Raw genomic sequence first — 22,508 nt, forward strand, 5'->3', positions numbered from 1 at the left:
CGGTGCCGGTGTCTTCTTCCTCCTGATCATGTGGGGCACCACGTGTTTGGTCATCAGCCAGACACCCCTGGCGTTGAGGAAGACCCGGTCACCCGCCCCGGCCCGCCCCGCCCCGCCCCCCGCTACGCCGGGGACAACTCCCAGCCGGTGCTCATGTCGCGGGCGAGGTCCGGCACTCGCCGCAGCACCCGCTGGCTTTCGACGAAGTCGCGGAACGGGATGGCGAGTAGAGCCCGCAATTCGCCCGGACGACCCTCGGCGAGCCGCTGGTAGGACGACGCGATGTCGCTGACGATGTACTGCCAGCGCGGTTCACGGTCGGCCCAGTTGAAACCGGGCAAGGGTGCCCGCAGCCGGTAGTCCGTGCCGTTGACGTCCCCCGTCACCGACATCGGCACGACGTGCCCCGGTGCCCGCGCGCCGGGGACCGAGGGTTGCGCCGCGAGGGTGGTGGCGTACGTGAGCGCCCGGCCGACACCGTCGTGCGCCGCCGCCGTGACGTCCCACTGGTCGGCGATGATCTGATTCTGCTCACGCGACGCCATCCGGAACAGAGCGTCCGCGTATCCCGCCGGGGTGCCGGAGAAGATGCCGTTCCAGGCGATCTCGGCATTCTCGTCGAGCAGTCCCGCGGCGGCCATCTCCTCGACGGCGCGCCTGCCGTCGTTCAGGTACGCCTCGTGCATGGGCACCATGTCGAAGTAGATGTGTTTCTGCATCATCAGCAGGCGCTTCTGATACCAGTCCAGGTCGCCCGCCGTCATCGCCGGACCGACGGTGGCGAGAGTTCTCGGGTCCGGGGGCAGGAGCGTCGTCGCCTCGCCGGGCAGTCCGCGGACCGTGGACGCGACGGCGTTGCCGAGCGTGTGGACGGCGTCGACTCCGAGCACGGTCCGGCCGAGGTCGAGGTCCCAGAAGCCGGCGGCGAACGAGCCGCCCGCCAGCCCGGCCATACCGGACCAATAGAGCTCGGTGCGTTGGAGTTGATACCGGCCGTAGTTCTCGTAGACCCGGTCGACCACCGCCGCGTTGGCGATCAGCCCGGCGTTCGGATCCCATCCGGCAAGGTCGATGCCGGACGCCTCGGACCCTCGCGCCAGCCAATATTGCTGCAGCAGAGCTGAATACCTGGTCGGTGCGACGCCGTCGGAGCGGGCGGCGGACAGCGCGGCACCGAGTGCGGTGGAGTCGGTGGGCAGCCGGGGGTCAAGCCCGCCGATCGACTCCGCCGCCGCGTTCGCGGGCGTGATGTCGAGGAGGTCCGCGTAGCCGGCGGCGTGCGCGACATTCGGCGCCGGACCGGTCAACGCGAGGACCCCGAGCAACGCGACGAGCACCCCGCGGATCGTCGTGTGGCAGACCCGAGGTGATTGGCAGTGCACAGCACCGGGCATGTCAGGTATTTAACAACATATATGTGATGGCGTCAGGGGTTTGCCTGGATTCCCCCACGTGAGTGCTAAAGAGTGCCCCCGCACACGACGCCACTCACGTGGGGCCGAGTTCACCCAGGACGGCCGAGAGAATGGTGTGCGCGCTGGCGATGACCGTCTCGATCGGCTGGGGATTCTCCGACAGCACCCACTGCTGGGCGATCATCAGCACCGCCCCGACCAGGCCTGTTGCGAGAGTGCGGAGGTGAGGGTCGGGGAACGCGGTGCGGTCGACGGCCGGACCGATGACGACGAGCACGGCGTCCACGAACGACCGAGTGACGCGGCGATAGGCGTTGTCAACCTCCGGACCGATGCCGAGGACCTCCTGGAACGCGATCCGCGGGATCCGCGGGTCGTCCGCGACGGACCGGAAGAACGCGGTCAGCGCCCCGCGCACCCTGGCGTCCAGATCGGCGCCCCCGTCCGCCGCGCCGCGCAGGACGCTGTCCCGGAGACGGTCGGTCACGCTCGCGTACGCCGCCAGCAGCAGGGCCTCGCTGTCGTCGAACGACTCGTAGAAGTAGCGCTTGGTGAGCCCGGCGGTCGCGCAGATCTTCTCGACGGTGGCGGACCGGTATCCGCTGGTCCCGAACACTTCGACCGCGGCGTCGACGAGGCGCGCGCGGCGCTCTTCCTGACGCTGGCGAGGGCCCGCACCGCGGTAGGTGCGGCCCGTCTCGTCGAGGCTGGGCGAACTCACTCCCCAATATTGACACCGCACAGTTCCAGATACAAACTGACACTGAACGGTGCCAGATCACACGCCAGGAGATCGCATGCCCACGCTCAGGAACAAAGTCGCACTCGTCACCGGCGCCGCGCGTGGCATCGGAGCCGAAACGTCCCGCGCCCTGGCCCGCAAGGGCGTCAAACTGATCCTGATCGACCTGGACGCCGAACCACTGAAGGCCCTCGCCACCGAACTCGGTGACGGCGTCGCGCTCGCCGTGGCCGCGGACGTCTGCGACCTGCCCGCCATGCAGAAGGCCGTCGACTCCGGAATCGCGAAGTTCGGCGGCATCGACTTCGTTCTCGCGAACGCCGGCATCGCCAGCTTCGGCTCGGTGATGCAGGTCGATCCCGCCACGTTCAAGCGGGTCATCGACATCAACATTCTCGGCGTCTTCCACACCGTCCGGGCCGCGCTACCGTCCGTGATCGAGCGGAAGGGCTACATCCTGGTCGTCTCGTCGCTCGCCGCGTTCGCACCCGCAGCCGGTCTCACCGCCTACAACGCCAGCAAGGCCGGGGTCGAACATTTCGCCAACGCCCTGCGTCTCGAGGTCGCGTACCGCGGCGTCACCGTCGGCTCGGCCCACATGTCGTGGATCGACACCCCGCTCGTGCAGGACGCGAAAGACGACCTCACCTCGTTCAACCAATTTCTCGCGTCCCTGCCGGGACCGCTCGGCAAGACGACCTCGGTCGACGCGTGTGCCGCCGCGTTCGTCGACGGCCTGGCCGGGCGCAAGCGCCGGGTCTACGTGCCGCGGTGGGTCGGGATCTTCGCCTGGCTGAAGGCAGTGGTGACGTCGCGGATCGGGGATCGCACCCTGATGGCGCCGGTCCCCCGGATCCTTCCGCTGATGGACGAGGAGGTCGTGAAACTCGGCCGCTCCACCAGCGCACGTAATGTCGCTCTCGACGACGTCGCCGTAGACCCGAAGTAGCCCCCGTCCTACCCAGCGAGAGAGTAGTTATGTCACACACCGATACCGCCGCCGACACCACCGGCGCGAAGGCTCCCGTCGAACATCTCGACGTGCTGATCATCGGGGCCGGACTGTCCGGGATCGGTGCCGCGTACCACCTGCAGGTCAGCTTCCCCGCCCGGACCTACGCGATCCTGGAGAGCCGCGAGTCGATCGGCGGCACGTGGGACCTGTTCCGCTACCCCGGCATTCGGTCCGATTCCGACATGTACACGCTGGGCTACCGCTTCCGGCCGTGGGAGAACGACAAGTCGATCGCCGACGGTCCCTCGATCCTCGAGTACGTCAAGGACACGGCGGCCGAGCACGGGATCGACCGGAACATCCGGTTCCGGCACAGGGTCGTTCGCGCCGAGTGGTCGACCCCGGACGCCTGTTGGACGATCGACGCCGAGCGCACCGACACCGGTGAGACGGTCCGGTTGACCGCCGATTTCCTGATGTCCTGCAGCGGGTACTACCGCTACGACGAGGGCTACACCCCCGAGTTCCCGGGCATCGACCGGTTCGCCGGGCAGGTCGTGCACCCGCAGACGTGGCCCGAGGACCTCGACTACGCCGGCAAGCGGGTGGTCATCATCGGCAGCGGGGCCACCGCGGTGACGCTGGCACCGTCGATGGCCGCCGAGGCCGCGCATGTGACCATGCTGCAGCGCTCGCCCACGTACATCATCTCGATGCCGGCCAAGGACAAGCTGGCCAACAAGTTGCGGCGCCACCTGCCCACGCGGCTCGCCTACGCGCTGACACGACTCAAGAACGCGTCGGTGGCGACGGCGATCTACCAACTGTGCCAGCGGTACCCGGAATTCATGAAGGGCCGCATCCGGCAACTGCAGGAGAAGTGGCTGCCGAAGGGCTACGACATCGACAAGCACTTCACGCCCCGGTACAACCCATGGGATCAGCGACTGTGCCTCGTGCCCAACGGGGATCTGTTCCGCTCCATCCGCAACGACGAAGTGTCGATCGTGACCGATCACATCGACACCTTCACCGAATCCGGGATCACGCTGAAGTCCGGCGACGAGCTGCGCGCCGACGTCGTCGTCACGGCAACGGGTTTGAACCTGCTCGCGTTCGGCGGGATGACACTCGCCGTCGACGGCCGCGACATCGACCTCACCGAGACCATGGCGTACAAGGGGATGATGCTCAGCGGGGTGCCCAACTTCGCGTTCGTCATCGGCTACACCAACGCGTCCTGGACGCTGAAGGCCGACCTGGTGTGCGAATACGTCTGCCGGTTGCTCGCGCACATGGACGCGAACGGATTCACCCAGTGCTCCCCGGAGCGGGACAGCGCGGTCGACGAGGAGCCGTTCCTCGACTTCGCCGCCGGCTACGTGCTGCGGTCGGTGGAGTCGTTCCCGAAGCAGGGCTCGAAGGCGCCGTGGCGGCTGCGGATGAACTACTTCCGCGACCTGGTCACGCTGCGGCACGGCAAGATCGTCGACGACGCGATGGCGTTCCGCCCGTGAGTACTTGTTAACCGCCGGCGGTTAACAAGTACTCACGGGCCCGGAGGGCGGTCACCGCTGCACCTCGTCGAGGTCGGACGTGCCGCCGTCACTTTCGCGTAATGCCCTGCCCTGCTGCACGTACTGCTCATACTTCTCGGCGTTCTTGTCGGAGACCCGGGTGTCGCGAGGCGGGAGTTGCAGTTCGTCCTCGGCCGGCATTCCGGCCTGCAATTCGCGTCCGCGTTCGAGTTCGGCGTCCAGTTCGGCACCGAACAGCAACGCCAGGTTGGTGATCCAGAGCCAGAGCAGGAACACGATCACACCGGCCAGGGACCCGTACGTCTTGTTGTAGCTGCCGAAGTTGGCGACGTACAGACCGAACACGACCGACGCGAGGATCCACGTCACGATGGCGAGGAACGCGCCGGCACTGATCCAGCGGAACTTCGGTTGTTTCACGTTGGGCGTGACGTAGTAGAGGATGGCCACCGCCACCACGACGACGCCGAGGACGAACGGCCAGCGGGCGATGTTCCAGACGGTCAGGGCGGTGTCGCCGAATCCGAACGCGTCACCCACCGAGCGTGCGACGGGTCCGCTCAGGGCGAGCATCGCCGCGGCGGCCGCTACCAGGACCAGACCGACCACGGTGACGGCCAGCATCAACGGCCGCAGCTTCCATATGGGACGCCCCTCCTCGACTTCGTACATGCGGTTCATGGCGCGTCCGAACGCCCCGATGTAGCCGGATGCCGACCACACCGCACCCAGCAGACCGAGAATCAGGGCCATTCCCGCGGTCGGAGTCTCGACCAGTTGCGCGATGGGGTCGCGCAACGTGTCCACCGCCGAGGACGGACCGAGATCGTCGACCATCTGCAGCACCGCATCCGTGGTGCGCTGCCCCTGCCCGAACACCCCCAGCAAAGACACCAGCGCCAGCAGCGCGGGGAACAGCGAGAGGACCGCGTAGTACGTCAGGGCGGCGGCCAGGTCGGTGCACTGGTCGCGCGTGAACTCGTGCGCCGTCTTCCTGACGACATACCACCAGGACGGTTTCGTCAGGTCCGCAGGCGAATCCGGCTTGCGCGAATCGTCTGGTTCCGGTTCGGCGTGCTGATCGTCGTTCATCGGTCACGCCTACCCGAAAGCCCACTCGGGGAAACTGCGCACGTCCGGCCTCGTCTTCCGACATTCGGAATCGAAGTTGGAAACGGGTGACCTGTCCGCCACGGTAAATGGGTCGTGAGCCACATCACAGGCCATCTCCGAGGAAGAGCAGGTCCCGCGCATGCAATTCGACCTACGCGAACGCATCGACAGCAGTCCGATGACGCGCTACCAATGGGGCGCCATCGCCATCTGCGGTCTACTCAACGTTCTCGACGGCTTCGACGTCCTCGTCATGGCGTTCACCGCACAGTCGGTGTCGCAGGAGTGGAATCTGTCCGGCTCCGTCGTCGGCCTCCTGCTCAGCGCCGGACTGTTCGGCATGGCCGCGGGGTCGCTGTTTCTGGCGCCGTGGGCAGACACCATCGGTCGCCGGGCCATGATCCTGCTGTGCCTGGCGCTCGCGTCGTCGGGCATGCTGCTGTCGGCGGTCAGCCAGAACGCGCTGCAACTCGGTCTGCTCCGCGCGCTCACCGGCGTCGGTATCGGCGGAATCCTCGCCAGCAGCAACGTCATTGCCAGTGAGTACGCGTCGAACCGCTGGCGCGGGCTGGCCGTGAGCCTCAATTCCACCGGGTACGCCGTCGGCGCCACCCTCGGCGGCATCATCGCCGTCGTGCTGCAGAGCTCGCTCGGCTGGCGCTCGGTGTTCCTGTTCGGCGGCCTGTGCACGGCCGTGATCATCCCCGTCGTCTACGCGCGGCTCCCCGAATCGATCGACTTCCTGCTCGTCCGTCGCCCGGCCAGCGCCCTCGACCGGATCAACGCGTTCGCGCAACGGGCCGGTCAGCCGCCCCTCGACGAACTGCCCGCACCGCGTGCCGCCGCCGCAGCGGACGCCGGATTCGCGGTGCGCGTGCTCCTCTCCCCGGAGCGGCGCCGCAGCACCCTGCTGGTGTGGTTCGCGTTCTTCATGGCGATGTTCGGCTTCTACTTCGTCACCAGCTGGACCCCGAAATTGCTGGTCGAGGCGGGCATGTCCGCCAACCAGGGCGTCACCGGCGGCGTGCTCCTCAACCTCGGCGGCATCTTCGGCGCCACCCTGCTCGGCGCGCTGTCGGCGCGGTTCGCCCTGAAGCGGGTGCTCATCGCGTACCTGGCGATCGCCGGGGTGCTCCTCGTCGTCTTCGTCCCCGCCACCGCATCCATCGTCATCGCATTCGGGCTCGGCGCCCTCATCGGCGTCTTCGCCAACGGCTGCATCGCCGGGCTGTACGCGATCACCCCGTCCGTCTACTCGCCGGCCGTCCGCGCCACCGGAGTCGGCTGGGGCATCGGCATCGGACGCGTCGGCGCCATCGCGTCCCCGATCGTCGCGGGCGCCCTCCTCGACCGCGACTGGTCGCCCACGCAGCTGTACATCCTGGTCGCCGCATCCTTCGCCCTCGCCGGGATCGCCGTGTCGCGGTTGCGGTTCGAGAAGACCACCGCAGGCACCGCCGCGGACGCACCGCTGACGACCCACTGAGGCGGCTCCGCCACTCGTGCGCCTTTCTGGTAGCGGGAACAACCAGAAAGGCGCACGGGCCCGGAGGGCCTAGGCGTGCACGTGCAGCGGTTTGCCTGCCACCGCCAGCAGCGCCTCGCCGAGGGCCTCGCCCTGGGTGGGGTGGGCGTGCACGAACTTCGCGACCTGGGCGGCGCCGACCCCGAAGTTGTACAGCAGCTGTGCCTCGCCGATCAGTTCGCCGACGCGGTCGCCGACCATGTGCACGCCGACCACGACGCCGTCCGGCGCCACGACGAGTTTGACCGCCCCCGACGTCTTGAGGATCTGGCTCTTGCCGTTGCCGGCGAGGTCGTAGACGACCGTCCGGATCTCGTCGCCGAACTTCTCCCGTGCCGCGGTCTCGGTCAGCCCGACCGATGCGACCTCGGGGTGGGAGTACGTGACGCGGGGGATGCCGGTCTCGTCGATGACGTCCGGACGGAGGCCGGCGATCTCCTCCGCCACGAAGATGCCCTGCTGGAAGCCGCGGTGCGCGAGCTGGAGTCCGGGCACGATGTCGCCGACCGCGTAGACGTTCGGCACGGTGGTGCGCAGCCGGTCGCTGGTGACCACGAATCCCCGGTCGAGGACCACTCCGGTCTCCTCGTACCCCATCGAGGCGGTGTTCGGACCGCGGCCCACCGCGACCAGCACGACGTCGGCGTCGAGCACGTCGCCGGAGTCGAGTGTGACGGTCACCCCGTCGTCGTCCTGCGCCACCTCGGTGACGCACACCCCGGTCTTCGCGGCGATCTTGCGGCGACGGAACGCCCGCTCGAGGTACTTGGAGACCGTCTCGTCCTCATTCGGGACCAGCCTCGGCATCGCCTCGACGATCGTCACCGACGCACCGAACGACGCCCACACACTGGCGAATTCGACGCCGATGACGCCGCCGCCGAGGATGATCGCCTTCTTCGGGACCGTCGGCAGCACCAGCGCCTGGTCACTGGAGACGACCCTGCCGCCGATGCTGATGCCCGGCAACGTCTTCGGAGACGAGCCCGTCGCCAGGACGACGGCGGCGCCGGTGATCAGCTCGCCGTCGACCTCGACACCGTTGGGCCCCACCAGCCGCCCGCGTCCGTTGACGACGGTAATGCCGTAGGAGTCGACGAGTCCCTGCAGGCCCTTGTGCAGGCGGGTGACGATGGTGTTCTGGTAGCTCAGCACCTTCTCGAGGTCGACCCCGCCGAACGTGACGTCGACCCCGAACTGCGCGGCCGTGCGGGCACTGTCCGCGACCTCCGCGGAATGCAGCAGCGCCTTGGTCGGAATGCACCCCTTGTGCAGGCAGGTGCCGCCGAGTTCGTTCTCTTCGATCAGAATGACCGAACGGCCCAGTTCGGCCGAGCGGATGGCGGCCGCGTAGCCGCCGGAACCGCCACCGAGGATGACGACATCTGCAGATCGGGACATGGGAACTCCTTGCTGGAACGGAAAGGTAATCGACATCAGAGGGAAGCGGTCGCGGCGACGGCGTCGGCGTCGGCGTGCAGGCGGCCCGCCCGGTAGGACGACCGCACGAGCGGTCCGGACAGGACGCCGAGGAATCCGATCTCGCGGGCGACCCCGTCGAGCATCACGAATTCCTCGGGTTTCGCCCACCGCTCCACCGGATGATGCCGGGCCGAGGGCCGGAGGTACTGCGTGATCGTGATCAACTGGCAACCGGCGGCGTGCAGGTCACGGAGCGCCTGGATCACCTCGTCCGTGGTCTCCCCCATCCCGAGGATGAGGTTCGACTTGGTGATCAGACCGTCCTCCCGCGCGCGGGTGATCACGTCGAGGGAACGCTCGTAGGTGAACGCCGGCCGGATCCGACGGAAGATCCGGGGAACGGTCTCCACATTGTGTGCCAGTACCTCCGGGCGGGTGTCGAACACTTCGCGCAACTGCGTGGCGTCGGCATTGAAATCCGGGATCAGCAGTTCGACGCCGGTGCCCGGGCACAGGTCGTGAATCTGCCGGACCGTCTCGGCGTACAGCCAGGCGCCGCCGTCCGGTAGATCGTCACGCGCCACACCCGTGACGGTGGCGTACCGGAGACCCATGGTCTGCACCGATTCCGCGACCCGCCGGGGTTCACCCCGATCGAGGGCCGCGGGACGGCCGGTGTCGATCTGGCAGAAGTCGCACCGCCGGGTGCACTGGCTGCCGCCGATGAGGAACGTGGCTTCGCGGTCTTCCCAGCATTCGAAGATGTTGGGACATCCGGCTTCCTGACACACGGTATTCAGGTTCTCGCGTTCGACGAGGGCGGCGAGATCCCGGTATTCGGGGCCGGTCCGCATCTGCACCTTCATCCACGACGGTTTGCGTTCGACCGGAATTTGGGCGTTGCGGACTTCGAGGCGAAGCAGGCGCCTGCCTGCCGGGGATACAGGGGCTGTAGTCATGGAGGAACTCCTACGACCGGACGAAACCGGTCGGTATGCGACGACCCCCGGCAGCACGGCACGGGGGAAAATGAGGGAGAAGGCGAGCACACGACGACAACCGTTGCACTCGAGGCTGTCTGGGCTCTCATCGATCGGCGTGTGCGGTCACGTCCGAGCGAGGATCAATCGAGGATGCCAAATGACGAGGCGTTTTGGCAAGATCGTCGCCGCTCGGCGACCACGAGGGAATCCGGGGGAGACAAACCGGCACCGCCTGTGTACTGTTTGGCCAACCACAACTGAAGACGCCGTTGACGCGCAGCGGGAGAACCTCCTTTTCGGAGGCGCCGTAGGAGCAACTTCCTCCCCGGGAATCTCTCAGGCCCCAGTACCGCAGCGTAGAGGCAACTCTGGAGAACAGAATCGGCCGCAAGGCCGGTACTTACCGAAGGTGAAGAGCACGCCGCGCAAGCGGTACGCCCAAACTCTCAGGTTTCAGGACAGAGCGGGGAGGTGCCCCCTGTCGATGTCCGGTGCGGTCCGGACTCAACGAAACCGGAGTCACCTCGTGTCAGTCGAATCCCGTCACGCGCATCGCAGCGCGCCTCTCACCAGCGATTTTCCGTCACGCCACATCGGCCCCGACGCTTCCGCCAGCCAGCGCATGCTCGGCGCTCTCGGTTACGACACGCTCGATCAGCTCATCGATGCCGCGGTGCCCGATCAGATCCGCAGCTCGGAGGCCATGGACCTGCCGGTGGCGCGGTCCGAGCAGCAGGTGCTCTCCGACCTGCGGACGCTGTCGGAGCGCAACGAGACCCGCGTCCAGATGATCGGCCTCGGTTACTACGACACCATCACGCCCGCGGTGCTGCGGCGGAACATGCTCGAGTCGCCGGCCTGGTACACCGCGTACACGCCGTATCAGCCGGAGATTTCCCAGGGCAGGCTCGAGGCGCTGCTGACGTTCCAGACAGTCATCGAAGACCTCACGGCCCTCCCCCTCGCCGGTGCGTCCCTGCTGGACGAGGCCACGGCGGTGATGGAGGCGGTGCTGCTGATGCGGCGCGCGAACAAGGCGAAGTCGGGGACGCCCCGTGTCGTCGTCGACGCCGACTGTCTGCCGCAGACCCTCGCGGTGGTGTGTGGCCGGGCCAAGTCGGTGGGCATCGACGTCGAGGTCGCCGACCTGACCGACGGTCTTCCGGACGGTGATCTGTTCGGCGTCGTGTTCCAAGCGCCCGGCGCCAGTGGGCACGTGCGTGATCTGGCTCCGCTCATCGCCGCCGCCCAGGAGCGTGGCGCGCTGACCACGGTTGCGGCCGACCTGCTGTCGTTGACGCTGCTGACGCCGCCCGGGGAGCAGGGTGCCGACATCGCGGTGGGATCCGCGCAGCGTTTCGGGGTGCCGCTGTTCTTCGGTGGGCCGCACGCCGGTTACATGGCCGTGCGCGGCGGGCTCGAGCGCATGCTCCCCGGCCGACTCGTCGGGGTGTCCGTCGACGTGGACGGGAAGACCGCCTACCGGCTGGCGCTGCAGACCCGCGAACAGCACATCCGGCGCGACAAGGCGACCAGCAACATCTGCACCGCGCAGGCGCTCCTCGCGAACGTCGCCGCCATGTACGCCGCATATCACGGCCCGGAAGGGCTGCGCGCCATCGCGACTCGGGTACACGCACACGCGACGGCCATCGCAGGCGGCCTCCGCACGGCCGGACACTCGGTGGTCCACGACAGCTTCTTCGACACCGTGCTGGTGCACGTTCCGGCCGGGGCACGCGACGTCGTCGACCGCGCCGACCACGCAGGCATCAACCTGAGGCTGGTCGACGCGGACCACGTCGCGGTCGCCTGCGACGAGTGCACCACCGACGAGATCGTCGACCGCGTCCTGTCCGCGTTCGGCGCCCGAGTCGAGACGGCAACGACCTCCGCGCTGCCGCAGTCGCTGCTGCGCACGTCGAACTACCTGCAGCACCCCGTGTTCCACGAGCACCGGTCCGAGACGGCGATGCTCCGCTTCCTGCGCGCGCTGTCGGACAAGGACCTCGCGCTGGACCGCACCATGATCCCGCTCGGCTCGTGCACGATGAAGCTCAACTCCGCCGTGGAGATGGAGCCGATCAGCTGGCCCGGGTTCGCGTCCATCCACCCGTACGCCCCGGTCGAACAGACCAGCGGCTACCTGCAGCTCATCCGCGGCCTCGAGCGGTGGCTGGGTGAGATCACCGGATACGACCGGGTATCGTTGCAGCCCAACGCCGGATCGCAGGGCGAACTGGCCGGGCTGCTGGCCATCAACGGCTACCACGACAGCCGCGGCGATCACGGACGCGACATCTGCCTCATCCCGCAGTCCGCGCACGGCACCAACGCCGCGTCCGCGGTACTCGCCGGCATGCGGGTGGTGGTGGTCGCGACGGCGTCGAACGGCAACATCGACCTCGACGACCTGCGCGCGAAGATCGCGGCACACGAAAACAAGATCGCCGCGATCATGCTCACCTACCCGTCCACCCACGGCGTGTACGAGAACGACGTGCGGACGGTGTGCGATCTCGTGCACGAAGCCGGCGGCCAGGTGTACGTCGACGGCGCCAACCTCAACGCGCTCGTCGGCCTGGCCCAGCCGGGGAAGTTCGGCGGCGACGTGTCGCACCTGAACCTGCACAAGACGTTCTGCATCCCGCACGGCGGCGGCGGCCCCGGTGTCGGACCGGTCGCGGTGCGTAAGCATCTGGCCCCGTTCCTGCCCGGAAACCCGCTCGGCGGAGACCAACTCGGCACTCCCGTGTCGGCGGCCAACTACGGCTCCGCCGGCATCCTGCCCATCACCTGGGCGTACATCGCCCTGATGGGCCCGGACGGACTGACGGACGCCACCAAGACGGCGGTTCTCGCCGCCAACTACGTCGCGAAGTCTCTCGACGCGCATTTCCCCGTCCTGTACACCGGGCCCTCGGGTCTGGTGGCGCACGAGTGCATCCTGGACCTGCGTCCGGTCACGAAGGCAACCGGCGTGACCGCCGAGGACGTGGCAAAGCGGTTGATCGACTACGGTTTCCACGCTCCCACCCTGTCGTTCCCCGTCAGCGGCACCCTGATGGTGGAGCCCACCGAATCCGAGGATCTGGCCGAACTCGACCGCTTCATCGAGGCGATGATCTCGATCCGCCGCGAAATCGATCTGGTCGGCGAGGGCGTGTGGCCGCTCGAACGCAGCCCGCTTCGTCAGGCCCCGCACACCGCGGATCAGGTCACCGCCGACAACTGGGATCTGCCCTACCCGCGGCACCTGGCCGCCTTCCCCGTCGCGTCGCTGCGTGCCGGAAAGTACTGGCCTCCGGTTCGCCGCATCGACGGAGTGCACGGCGACCGCAACCTCGTGTGCTCGTGCCCCGCGCCCGAGGCCTTCGAGAACACCACCGACATAAATTCCCCGGCGCTCGCCGAGACCCCCGAGGAGGCCTTCGCATGACCGTCACCACGACACCCGCGTCCCCATTACTGGACGAGCACAGCGCTCTCGGAGCGCATTTCACCGACTTCGCGGGCTGGCAGATGCCGCTGAAGTACGACAGCGAGCTCGCCGAGCACCACGCCGTCCGTAAGTCCGCCGGACTGTTCGACCTCTCGCACATGGGTGAGATCGCCGTCACCGGAACCGAATCCGGCGCACTGCTGGATCACGCTCTGGCCGGCGAGCTGTCGAAGATCGGCGTCGGCCGGGCCAAGTACTCGCTCCTGTGCAACGCGGACGGCGGCGTCATCGACGACCTCGTCGTCTACCGGCTCGCCAACGAGCACTTCCTTGTGGTCGCGAACGCCGCGAACGCCCCGGCCGTGTATCGCGAACTGGCGGCACGCGCCGACGGTTTCTCGGCGACAGTCGACGACCAGTCCACGGAGACCGCGCTGATCGCGGTGCAGGGACCGGCAGCCCAGGACATCGTGCAGTCCCTCGTTCCCGCGTCGCAGGTGGAGACCGTCGCGGAACTGAAGTACTACGCGGTCACCCGGGCAGTCGTCGCCGGCATCGACGTCCTCCTGGCCCGCACCGGCTATACCGGTGAGGACGGCTTCGAGCTGTACGTGCCGAACGAGCAATCCGTGGCGCTGTGGCGCGCCCTGCTGACCGCGACCACGGAGCGTGACGGCGTCCCCGCTGGTCTCGCGTGCCGCGACACCCTTCGGCTCGAGGCCGGGATGGCGCTCTACGGGCACGAACTGACCCTCGACACGAACCCGTACGAGGCCGGTCTCGGCAAGGTGGTCCGGCTGAACAAGGAGTTCGTCGGCCGCGACGCCCTGCAGGCGTTGTCGGAGCAGGCCCCGCAGCGGGTGCTCGTCGGTCTCGCAGGCACCGGACGCCGCGCCGCCCGCGCCGACTACACCGTCCACGACGCGAGCGGAGTGGCCGTCGGCACGATCACGTCCGGCGCACTGTCCCCGACGCTGGGACATCCGATCGCGCTGGCGTTCGTGGACATCGCGTTCCGCGAGCCCGGCACCGAGCTGACCGTCGACATCCGCGGCAAGAAGGAACCGTTCGTGGTCACCCCGTCGCCGTTCTACCGCCGTTCCTGAACCCTCCTGATCCCTTCAGCCCCGAAAAAGGTACCGCCATGTCTTCAGCAGCCTTCCCCGACGACCGCAGCTACACCGACGACCACGAATGGGTCCTGATCGCGCCGGGCGCCGAACTGCCCGACGAGCCCGTCCGCGTCGGCATCACGTCCGTCGCCGTCAACTCGCTCGGTGAACTCGTCTTCGTCGACCTGCCCGAGGTGGGGACGACCATCGTCGCCGGTGAATCGTGCGGCGAGGTCGAGTCGACCAAGACCGTCTCCGAGCTGTACCCGCCGGTGAGCGGCCGGGTGACCCTGATCAACACTGCCGCCGTCGACGACCCCGGCCTGGTGACGTCCGACCCGTACGGGGAGGGCTGGCTGTTCGCCGTCCAGCCGTCCGACGCCGGAGAACTCCTCACCGCCGCCGAGTACGCCGAGAAGAACGGAGCGAACGCATGAGCGTCCTGAACCGTGACCTCGCGGACTTCGACCCGGACGTCGCGGCACTGATCGGCAAGGAACTCGAGCGTCAGCGCACCGGCCTGGAGATGATCGCGTCGGAGAACCACGCGCCGCTCGCGGTCATGCAGGCGCAGGGATCGGTGCTGACCAACAAGTACGCGGAGGGGTACCCGGGGCGCCGCTACTACGGCGGCTGCGAGCACGTCGACTCCATCGAGCAGCTCGCCATCGACCGCGTCAAGGCCCTCTTCGCCGCGGAATACGCGAACGTGCAACCACATTCGGGCGCCACCGCGAACGCGTCGGTGATGCACGCGCTGATCAAGCCGGGCGACACCATCCTCGGTCTCTCCCTCGCCGACGGCGGTCACCTCACCCACGGCATGCGGCTGAACTTCTCCGGCAAGCTCTACAACGTGGCGGCGTACGGGGTGTCCGAGAAGGACTACCTCATCGACATGGACGAGGTCGCGAAGGCGGCGCGTGAGCACCGGCCGCAACTGATCATCGCCGGCTGGTCGGCCTACCCGCGCCAGTTGGACTTCGCCCGGTTCCGGGAGATCGCGGACGAGGTCGGCGCCTACCTGATGGTCGACATGGCCCACTTCGCCGGCCTCGTGGCCACCGGATACCACCCGTCCCCGGTGCCGCACGCGCACGTCGTGACGTCGACGACGCACAAGACCCTCGGCGGGCCCCGCGGCGGGATCATCCTGACCAACGACGCGGCCATCGCGAAGAAGATCAACTCGGCGGTCTTCCCCGGCCAGCAGGGCGGGCCGCTCGAGCACGTGATCGCCGGTAAGGCAACGGCATTCAAGATGGCCGCCGAACCCGAGTTCGCGGAACGTCAGGAACGCTGCCTCGACGGGGCGAAGGTCCTCGCCGAGCGCCTCAGCCGCCCCGACGTGAAGGAAGCCGGAATCAGCGTCCTCACCGGCGGCACGGACGTGCACCTCGTCCTCGTCGACCTCCGGGACGCCGACATCGACGGGCAGCAGGCCGAGGACCGCCTCGACGCGATCGGAATCACCGTCAACCGCAACGCCGTTCCGTTCGACCCGCGGCCGCCGATGGTGACGTCCGGTCTGCGCATCGGCACGCCGGCACTCGCGGCGCGCGGTTTCGGCCGGGACGACTTCGTGACGGTCGCCGACCTGATCGCCCGGGCCCTCGTCGCGCCCGCCGACTCGGACACGTCCGGGCTCGCCGCCCAGGTCCGGGTGCTCGCCGACAAATACCCCCTCTACCCGGAGCTGTAGGGATGACCATCAGCGTCTTCGACCTCTTCTCCGTCGGCATCGGCCCCTCCAGTTCACACACGGTCGGGCCGATGCGGGCGGCGGGGACGTTCGTCGACGACCTCGGCGCACTCGGCGTTCTCGGGGACGTCGCCGGTGTCCGTGTCGATCTGTACGGTTCGCTCGCGGCCACCGGTGCCGGGCACGGAACCATGTCGGCGATCCTCCTCGGCCTCGAAGGGTATCGGCCGGAGACCATCGCCACCGAGGAGATGGAGACGCGGCTCGCGACTGTGCGAGCGAGCCGGCGGATCCGCGTCGCCGGGACGGTCGACATCCCGCTCGCCGAGGACGAGATGGTGCTGCATCCGTTGACGGTGCTGGATTTTCATCCCAACGGGATGACCCTCACCGCCACCGCGGTGGACGGTCGGGAACTGCACGCGCAGACGTACTTCTCGATCGGCGGCGGCTTCGTCGTCACCGGCGCCGAAACGGCGATGTCCACCGGCGGCGGCGCGAACTCGCTGTCGTTCGGGTCGGCGCGCGAATTGCTCGAACTCAGCGAGCACTACGGACTCGGCATCGGCGAGGTGATGCTCGAGCACGAACGGACCCTGCGGCCCGAGTCGGAGGTCCGGGCGCGACTGCTGCACATCCGGGACGTGATGGTCGAGTGTCAGCAACGCGGAATCAGCCGGGACGGGTACCTGCCCGGCAATCTGCAAGTGCGCCGACGCGCCCGCGGCTGGTACGAGCGGCTGAACGCGGAAGACCCGCACCGTGATCCCGCGTTCGCCGAGGACTGGGTGAATCTGGTGGCCCTCGCCGTCAACGAGGAGAACGCGTCCGGGGGGCGGATCGTGACCGCCCCCACCAACGGCGCGGCCGGCATCATCCCCGCGGTGCTGCACTTCGCGCTGCACTACACCGCCGCGGGAAAGGCGGATCCGGACGGCACGTCGGTGCGATTCCTGTTGGCGGCAGGCGCAATCGGCTCCCTGTACAAGGAGCGAGCCTCGATCTCCGGGGCCGAGGTGGGCTGCCAGGGCGAGGTCGGCTCCGCGGCGTCGATGGCCGCCGCCGGTCTCGCCGAGATCCTCGGCGGCAGCCCCGCGCAGGTGGAGAACTCGGCGGAGATCGCGATGGAACACAGTCTCGGACTGACGTGCGATCCCATCGGCGGGCTGGTGCAGATTCCGTGCATCGAGCGCAACGCCATCTCGGCGGGCAAGGCGATCAACGCCGCCCGGATGGCACTGCGCGGCGACGGCACCCACCGCGTCAGCCTCGATCAGGTGATCGAGACGATGCGCGCCACCGGCGCCGACATGAGCTCGAAGTACAAGGAGACGTCCACCGGCGGTCTGGCCGTCAACGTGTCGGTGAACCTCGTCGAATGCTGACGCGGGGCCACCCCACGGACGCGGTGCCGGGGATCCGATCGGGATCCCCGGCACCGCGGTCATGCGGGTGCGGGTTGCAATAGACCGATCCGGTCGAATCGCGCCGCACGTTCGGAGAGTCGCTGGGTGGTGTCCGCCGCGTCGAGGAGCGCCAGCTCGCGGTGGAGCACCGCACCGACCCGGGTGCAGAATGCCGTGGATTCCTCGGCAGCGTCGGGGAATTCGGGGATCACCTCGTCCACGATGCCGCTCGCGAGGAGATCGGAAGATCGGATGCCCTGCCGGGCAGCCATGTCCGGCGCGTGCGCGATGTCGTGGTGCAGGATCGCGCTCGCACCCTCGGGCGGCAACGGTGACAACCAGCCGTGCTCGGCGGCGAGCACCCGATCGGCCGGAATCAACGCGAGCGCGCCGCCGCCGGTGCCCTGCCCGAGCAGCAGGGAGATCGTGGGAACGTCGAGCGAGACCATGTCGGCGATGCAGCGCGCGATCTCACCGGCCAGCCCGCCCTCCTCGGCCTCCTTCGACAATGCCGCTCCCGCAGTGTCGATGACCGTCACCAGCGGCAGATTCAGTTCCGCCGCCAGCCGCATTCCCCTGCGCGCTTCCCGCAGGGCAGCCGGACCGAGCGGCGACCGCGTGGTCTGCCCGCGGCGGTCCTGCCCGAGCAGGACGCAGGGCATGTCACCGAATCGGACGAGGGCGAGGATCAGACCCGGATCGATCTCCCCCTGACCGGTTCCGTTGAGCGGAAGCACATCCGACGCGGAATGGAACATCACGTCGCGTACGCCGGGCCGGTCCTCGCGTCGCGACGCTAGCACCGACTCCCACGCGGGGACGTCTGGCAGACTCGCGTGCACGGTGGGGTCGGCGGGAGCCGGGCGGCCACCGCGGCTGGAGGTGATGATGCGCAGTGCGCGGTCGACGATCTCGGCGAGCTGTTCCGGCGGCCGCACCGCGTCGATGAGTCCGTGCGCGTGGAGGTTCTCGGCGGTCTGGACACCGGTGGGGAACGGCGCGTCGTACAGCGCCTCGTAGACGCGCGGCCCGAGGAATCCGACGAGCGCTCCCGGTTCCGCGATGGTGACGTGGCCCAGCGATCCCCAGGACGCGAACACCCCGCCGGTCGTGGGGCTCCGGAGGTAGACGAGATACGGCAGGTGCGCCTCCTTGTGCTTGATCACCGCCGCCGTGATCTTGACCATCTGCAGGAACGCGGTCGTCCCCTCCTGCATACGCGTCCCACCCGAGGTGGGCAGGGCGAGCAGTGGAAGCCGCTCGTGGGTGGCGCGGCGGATCGCGGCGACCAGACGCTCCCCCGCCGCCACGCCGATGGAGCCGCCGAGAAAGCCGAACTCGCAGACGAGGATCGCGGTTCGGCGGCCGCGGACGGTGGCGACTCCGGTGAGCACCGCCTCGTCGAGGCCGGTCTTCTCCTGCGCGCGGAGAAGCTCGTCGGCGTACTCGGAGTCCGCGGCGACCTGGATCGGTGGGGTGTCCCACGACTCCCAGGTGCCGGCGTCGACCACAAGATCGAGCAGTTCGGGAGCGGTCAAGCGCGCCATCAGCTGCATTCCTTCAGCCACGACAGCACGCTGTCGTTGTCCGCGCCGAGGACCGGCGGTGCGGTGTGCCGGGTCTCGGTAACCTCGGTGCCGTCCGGTTCGAAGAACCGCAGCGGCGGGCCGGGCAGCGTGATGTTGCCGAGGGTGCGGTGGTCGACGTCGACGAGCAGCCCCTGCGACTTCGTCTGCTCCCAGTCGTAGACCTCGGAGATGGTCCGGACGCGTCCCGCAGGCACCCCGATCCGGTCGAGTTCGATCAGGAGTTCATCGCTCGTGTACGCGCCGAACGCGTCCTCGACCAGTTCGAGGACCTGCTTGTGGTTCTCGACGCGTTCGGGGTTGGTGGCCATGCCGGGGGCGTCGGGGTCGAGGTGGAAGCCGGCGCAGAACCGCTTCCACAGTCCTTCGCTGCCGACCGAGATCTGCACGGCGCCGTCGGCGGTGCGGAACAGTCCGTACGGGGAGATCGAGGGATGATGGTTGCCCTGCGCCTCGCCGACCTCGCCGGCGACGGTCCACTTCGTCCCCTGAAAGGCGTGCACGCCGACGACGCTGGCCAGCAACGACGTTCGCACGACCCGGCCCCGTCCGGTGCGTTCGCGTTCCTGCAACGCGGCGACGACTCCGAACGCCCCGTACATGCCGGCGAGCAGGTCCGCGATGGGAACGCCGACACGCTGGACGTCGTCGGGATTCGGTCCGGTCAGCGACATCAGCCCGGCCTCGCCCTGTGCGATCTGGTCGTAGCCTGCGCGGCCGCCTTCGGGTCCGTCGTGACCGAAACCGCTGATGGACAGGACGACCAGGCGCGGGTTCAGCTCCGCGAGACGCTCGGTGGTGAACCCCAGCCGGTCGAGGACCCCGGTGCGGAAGTTCTCCATGAGGACGTCGGCTCGCCGGACGAGGGATTCGAGGGTGTCGCGTCCGTCCTCGGACTTGAGGTCCAGGGTGATCGACTTCTTGTTCCGGTTCGCGGACAGGAAGTACGTCGATTCGCGCGGCGCGTCGGCGGGTTCGACGAACGGCGGCCCCCACCCGCGGGTGTCGTCGCCGCCGTGCGGGGTTTCGATCTTGATGACGTCCGCGCCGAGGTCGCCGAGCATCATCGCCGCGTGGGGGCCTGCCAGTGCGCGCGTCAGATCGACGACGACCACTCCTTGTAGCGGACCCGTGCGCTCCATCGTTTTCGTGGACATGTGAAACCACCATTACTTCCTGGCGAGAGCCGCGAGAGCTGGACTGTTGGTGCAGTGACCTAGTGGACTAGCCAATTAAATGAAACATCTGATCCGGCCGATGTCAAGAGCCGAGTTTTCGAGGTGGCAGGCCGGACGCCTACCCGCCGACGGCGGTCAGAGCCAGCCGGGCACCACGAGAATCGCCCAGGCCACGAGCGGCCCGATGGCGACGACGAGGGCGCTGTATTTCAGGATCTGCTTGTAGAACCGGTCTCGATCGACGTTCTGGGCGTTCGCGAGGACCAACGCTCCGTTGGTCGAGAACGGGCTGACATCGACGATGGTCGAGGAGATGGCGAGGGCCACGATGACGCCGACCGCACCCACCTCACCGGCGAGAAGGAACGGAACCGCGAGCGGAATCGTCGCCCCCAGGATCGCCGTGGACGAGGCGAAGGCGGAGACGATGGCCCCGATGTAGCAGAGGAGCAGGGCGACGAGGAGAGGCATGCCCAGGCTTGCCACCGCGTTGCCGACGTACTCGACGGTGCCCGCCTCCTGCAGGACGCCCACGAAGGTGAGGACGCCTCCGATGAGCAGCACCGTCGACCAGCTGATCTGCGCGATCGCACCCTTCTGTGCCTTCGGCGAGGCGAGCGCCAGGACGACGGCCACCGTCATCGAGATGAATCCCACGTCCAGATCGAGGATCAGCGAGAACACGGCGAGCGCGGCGAGACCCACCAGGGTGAGGCCCTGATCGAACGTGACGCCGGAGCGCGCGGGTGCGCCCGCGAGGGTCTGCGCCGGACGCACCTTGGTGGCGGTGGCCCCGCCCGACCCCGCGTCGCCGCCGGTCGTCGGCGCTCCACCGCCCGAGCCGCCGGCACCGGTTCCCGCCGTGTCCTCGACGCCGTCGTCGTGCACGCTGCGCCCGATCAGGTCCCGTCCGCCGAGGAACACGAACAGGAGCACCCCGATCGCGGCGTTGAACAGGAGGCTTCCGAGGAAGAGGGTGAGCGGGCTGTTGGTCAGTCCCGCCTTGGACGCGATGTCGTTGACCGTGACGCCGTAGATGCTGATCGGCGAGAATCCGCCGGCCTGGGCTCCGTGCACGACCATCATGCCCATCAGGAGGGCGTTGATCTTGTAGCGCGCGGCGAATCCGAGAGCGATCGGCGCGACGATCGCCACAGCGGCGGGGCCGAGCGCACCGATCGCGGTGAGGACCGCCGTTATCCCGAACATCACCCAGGGGATCAGCGCGACACGACCGCGGACGAGCCGGACCGCCCCGCGGACCATGAGGTCGACGGTGCCGTTGTTCTGTGCGATCGCGAAGAGGTAGGTGATGCCGACCAGCGTCAGGAACAGGCTGCTGGGGAATCCGGCGATGATGTCGTCGCTGCTCATGTGCAGCGACAGAGTGCCGACGAAGAAGGCGGCAACGAAGCCGAGGGCGCCCATGTTCACGGGCAGCACGGTCGCCGCCAGGAACATGACGGCAAGCGCGAGGATGGGGATCAACTCGGTCGACATGAAAGTCTCCGGTTCTGTGGCAGTGGCAACTGGTCTCGGCCGAGGCCCCGAGAATTGACTCAGTGGCAAATTGGCCTAGCCACTTCATCGAAGCAGTGTTGTGGATCACTGTCAATACGAACTGTGCGTGCGGTTACCTGCCTCCGGGAGATACCGTGGAGTAGTTTCAGTGGAATGGAGAGTGGGTGGCCCAGTGGCTGAGCAACTGCGTCCGGTGGCGCGACCGCGGCTGTACGAGGTGATCGTCGAACAACTCTGCGCCCATATCGCCGAACACGGGATGACGCCGGGCGACCGCCTCCCCGCCGAGCGTGAACTCGCAGCTCAACTGGGGGTGTCCCGCGCGTCCCTGAGCCAGGCGCTCGTCGCGCTCGAGGTGCAGGGCGTGGTGTCGGTGCGGCACGGCGACGGCGCCGTCCTCGTCCGGCAGCCCATCGAGGAACGCGCGGTCAAGGCCCTGCGGGAACACGCCGACCGGCTCCCCGAGGTGATCGAGGCCCGCGAGGCACTCGAGGTCAAACTGGCGGGGCTCGCCGCCGAGCGCCGGACCGACGCGGAGATGGCGGCGATCGATTCCGCCCTCGCGACGATGGAGGCCGAGGTCGCCGCCGGGGATCGCGGCGTCGTCGGCGACGAGCAGTTCCACGAGGCCATCACCGTTGCCGCGCACTCGTCGCTGCTCGCCAAGCTGATGCACGAGATCTCCGGGCTGATCCGGGAGACCCGGATCGAATCCCTCTCCCAGGCCGAACGCCCGCGGGCCTCGCTCGAAGGGCACCGTCGCATTGCGACGGCGATCCGAGACCAGGACTCCGCGGGCGCCTCTCGTGCGATGGCCGATCACATCCGGATGGTGTCCGACGTCGCGCTGCTGCGCGAGGGCAGCTGA

The 22,508-nt window shown here is 68.3% G+C and carries 17 protein-coding genes and 1 riboswitch; of the genes, 9 read left to right on the top strand and 8 right to left on the bottom strand.

Translation table 11 applies throughout. The annotated features are described in order from the left end of the window. Positions 1-122: 122 nt before the first annotated feature. Positions 123-1,394, bottom strand: coding sequence for a hypothetical protein (locus CA951_RS27910; RefSeq protein WP_087559921.1), 1,272 nt, complete (start codon positions 1,392-1,394; stop codon positions 123-125). 94 nt (positions 1,395-1,488) lie between these two features. Continuing rightward, positions 1,489-2,136, bottom strand: coding sequence for a TetR/AcrR family transcriptional regulator (locus CA951_RS27915; RefSeq protein WP_087559922.1), 648 nt, complete (start codon positions 2,134-2,136; stop codon positions 1,489-1,491). 76 nt (positions 2,137-2,212) lie between these two features. Here CA951_RS27915 and CA951_RS27920 point away from each other — a divergent pair, with 76 nt between their 5' ends. Further along, positions 2,213-3,106, top strand: coding sequence for an SDR family oxidoreductase (locus tag CA951_RS27920; RefSeq protein ID WP_087559923.1), 894 nt, complete (start codon positions 2,213-2,215; stop codon positions 3,104-3,106). 29 nt (positions 3,107-3,135) lie between these two features. Continuing rightward, positions 3,136-4,629 (top strand): NAD(P)/FAD-dependent oxidoreductase, encoded by a 1,494-nt coding sequence (locus CA951_RS27925; protein WP_087559924.1) that lies wholly within the window; start codon positions 3,136-3,138, stop codon positions 4,627-4,629. 51 nt (positions 4,630-4,680) lie between these two features. On the opposite strand, the gene CA951_RS27930 is transcribed toward CA951_RS27925, so the two are convergent. Next, the gene (locus CA951_RS27930; protein ID WP_087559925.1) at positions 4,681-5,742 is read right to left on the bottom strand and encodes a YihY/virulence factor BrkB family protein; all 1,062 of its coding nucleotides are present in this window, start codon (positions 5,740-5,742) and stop codon (positions 4,681-4,683) included. A gap of 160 nt (positions 5,743-5,902) precedes the next feature. On the opposite strand from CA951_RS27930, the gene CA951_RS27935 reads away from it, so the two are divergent. Then, a complete protein-coding gene (locus CA951_RS27935) occupies positions 5,903-7,249 on the top strand; it encodes an MFS transporter (protein WP_087559926.1) in 1,347 nt (448 codons plus the stop codon). Positions 7,250-7,318: 69 nt separating this feature from the next. On the opposite strand, the gene lpdA is transcribed toward CA951_RS27935, so the two are convergent. Together lpdA and lipA are read right to left on the bottom strand one after the other, a co-directional pair. Further along, complete coding sequence (lpdA, locus tag CA951_RS27940) at positions 7,319-8,689, bottom strand: dihydrolipoyl dehydrogenase (protein WP_087559927.1); 1,371 nt, start codon at positions 8,687-8,689, stop codon at positions 7,319-7,321. 35 nt (positions 8,690-8,724) lie between these two features. Next, positions 8,725-9,669 (bottom strand): lipoyl synthase, encoded by a 945-nt coding sequence (gene lipA / locus CA951_RS27945; protein WP_087559928.1) that lies wholly within the window; start codon positions 9,667-9,669, stop codon positions 8,725-8,727. Between the two features lie 294 nt (positions 9,670-9,963). Then, positions 9,964-10,055, top strand: a riboswitch (glycine riboswitch). A gap of 122 nt (positions 10,056-10,177) precedes the next feature. On the opposite strand from lipA, the gene gcvP reads away from it, so the two are divergent. From gcvP to CA951_RS27970, 5 genes are read left to right on the top strand one after another with little or no spacing between them, the layout of a single operon-like run. Beyond that, on the top strand, positions 10,178-13,132 hold the full coding sequence (gcvP, locus tag CA951_RS27950) for an aminomethyl-transferring glycine dehydrogenase (protein ID WP_087559929.1): 2,955 nt from the start codon (positions 10,178-10,180) through the stop codon (positions 13,130-13,132). Then, positions 13,129-14,241, top strand: a complete 1,113-nt coding sequence (gene gcvT / locus CA951_RS27955) for a glycine cleavage system aminomethyltransferase GcvT (protein ID WP_087559930.1) — start codon at positions 13,129-13,131, stop codon at positions 14,239-14,241. Before gcvP ends, gcvT begins: the two co-directional genes overlap by 4 nt. 38 nt (positions 14,242-14,279) lie before the next feature. Beyond that, complete coding sequence (gcvH, locus tag CA951_RS27960; RefSeq protein ID WP_087559931.1) at positions 14,280-14,684, top strand: glycine cleavage system protein GcvH; 405 nt, start codon at positions 14,280-14,282, stop codon at positions 14,682-14,684. Then, a complete protein-coding gene (gene glyA / locus CA951_RS27965; RefSeq protein WP_087559932.1) occupies positions 14,681-15,949 on the top strand; it encodes a serine hydroxymethyltransferase in 1,269 nt (422 codons plus the stop codon). Before gcvH ends, glyA begins: the two co-directional genes overlap by 4 nt. Positions 15,950-15,951: 2 nt before the next feature. After that, entirely contained in the window at positions 15,952-17,334 is a 1,383-nt protein-coding gene (locus tag CA951_RS27970; protein ID WP_087559933.1) for an L-serine ammonia-lyase, read from the top strand. A gap of 59 nt (positions 17,335-17,393) precedes the next feature. Here the strand turns inward: CA951_RS27970 and CA951_RS27975 are convergent, their stop codons facing one another. The 3 genes from CA951_RS27975 to CA951_RS27985 form a co-directional block, all read right to left on the bottom strand. After that, complete coding sequence (locus CA951_RS27975; RefSeq protein ID WP_087559934.1) at positions 17,394-18,902, bottom strand: carboxyl transferase domain-containing protein; 1,509 nt, start codon at positions 18,900-18,902, stop codon at positions 17,394-17,396. Next, a complete protein-coding gene (locus CA951_RS27980; protein WP_087559935.1) occupies positions 18,902-20,098 on the bottom strand; it encodes a CaiB/BaiF CoA-transferase family protein in 1,197 nt (398 codons plus the stop codon). Before CA951_RS27980 ends, CA951_RS27975 begins: the two co-directional genes overlap by 1 nt. A gap of 156 nt (positions 20,099-20,254) precedes the next feature. After that, positions 20,255-21,619, bottom strand: a complete 1,365-nt coding sequence (locus CA951_RS27985; protein WP_087559936.1) for an SLC13 family permease — start codon at positions 21,617-21,619, stop codon at positions 20,255-20,257. A gap of 193 nt (positions 21,620-21,812) precedes the next feature. Here CA951_RS27985 and CA951_RS27990 point away from each other — a divergent pair, with 193 nt between their 5' ends. After that, entirely contained in the window at positions 21,813-22,508 is a 696-nt protein-coding gene (locus tag CA951_RS27990; protein WP_087559937.1) for a FadR/GntR family transcriptional regulator, read from the top strand.

It is taken from the genome of Rhodococcus sp. NCIMB 12038 (assembly GCF_002165735.1).
Lineage (GTDB): Bacteria > Actinomycetota > Actinomycetes > Mycobacteriales > Mycobacteriaceae > Rhodococcus_F.

Coding starts and splice junctions, on each gene's coding strand:
- CA951_RS27910 (WP_087559921.1), bottom strand. CDS start 1,394: ATGCCCGGTGCTGTGCACTGCCAATCACCTCGGGTCTGCCACACGACG.
- CA951_RS27920 (WP_087559923.1), top strand. CDS start 2,213: ATGCCCACGCTCAGGAACAAAGTCGCACTCGTCACCGGCGCCGCGCGT.
- CA951_RS27925 (WP_087559924.1), top strand. CDS start 3,136: ATGTCACACACCGATACCGCCGCCGACACCACCGGCGCGAAGGCTCCC.
- CA951_RS27930 (WP_087559925.1), bottom strand. CDS start 5,742: ATGAACGACGATCAGCACGCCGAACCGGAACCAGACGATTCGCGCAAG.
- CA951_RS27935 (WP_087559926.1), top strand. CDS start 5,903: ATGCAATTCGACCTACGCGAACGCATCGACAGCAGTCCGATGACGCGC.
- lpdA (WP_087559927.1), bottom strand. CDS start 8,689: ATGTCCCGATCTGCAGATGTCGTCATCCTCGGTGGCGGTTCCGGCGGC.
- lipA (WP_087559928.1), bottom strand. CDS start 9,669: ATGACTACAGCCCCTGTATCCCCGGCAGGCAGGCGCCTGCTTCGCCTC.
- gcvP (WP_087559929.1), top strand. CDS start 10,178: ATGTCCGGTGCGGTCCGGACTCAACGAAACCGGAGTCACCTCGTGTCA.
- gcvT (WP_087559930.1), top strand. CDS start 13,129: ATGACCGTCACCACGACACCCGCGTCCCCATTACTGGACGAGCACAGC.
- gcvH (WP_087559931.1), top strand. CDS start 14,280: ATGTCTTCAGCAGCCTTCCCCGACGACCGCAGCTACACCGACGACCAC.
- glyA (WP_087559932.1), top strand. CDS start 14,681: ATGAGCGTCCTGAACCGTGACCTCGCGGACTTCGACCCGGACGTCGCG.
- CA951_RS27970 (WP_087559933.1), top strand. CDS start 15,952: ATGACCATCAGCGTCTTCGACCTCTTCTCCGTCGGCATCGGCCCCTCC.
- CA951_RS27975 (WP_087559934.1), bottom strand. CDS start 18,902: ATGGCGCGCTTGACCGCTCCCGAACTGCTCGATCTTGTGGTCGACGCC.
- CA951_RS27980 (WP_087559935.1), bottom strand. CDS start 20,098: ATGTCCACGAAAACGATGGAGCGCACGGGTCCGCTACAAGGAGTGGTC.
- CA951_RS27985 (WP_087559936.1), bottom strand. CDS start 21,619: ATGTCGACCGAGTTGATCCCCATCCTCGCGCTTGCCGTCATGTTCCTG.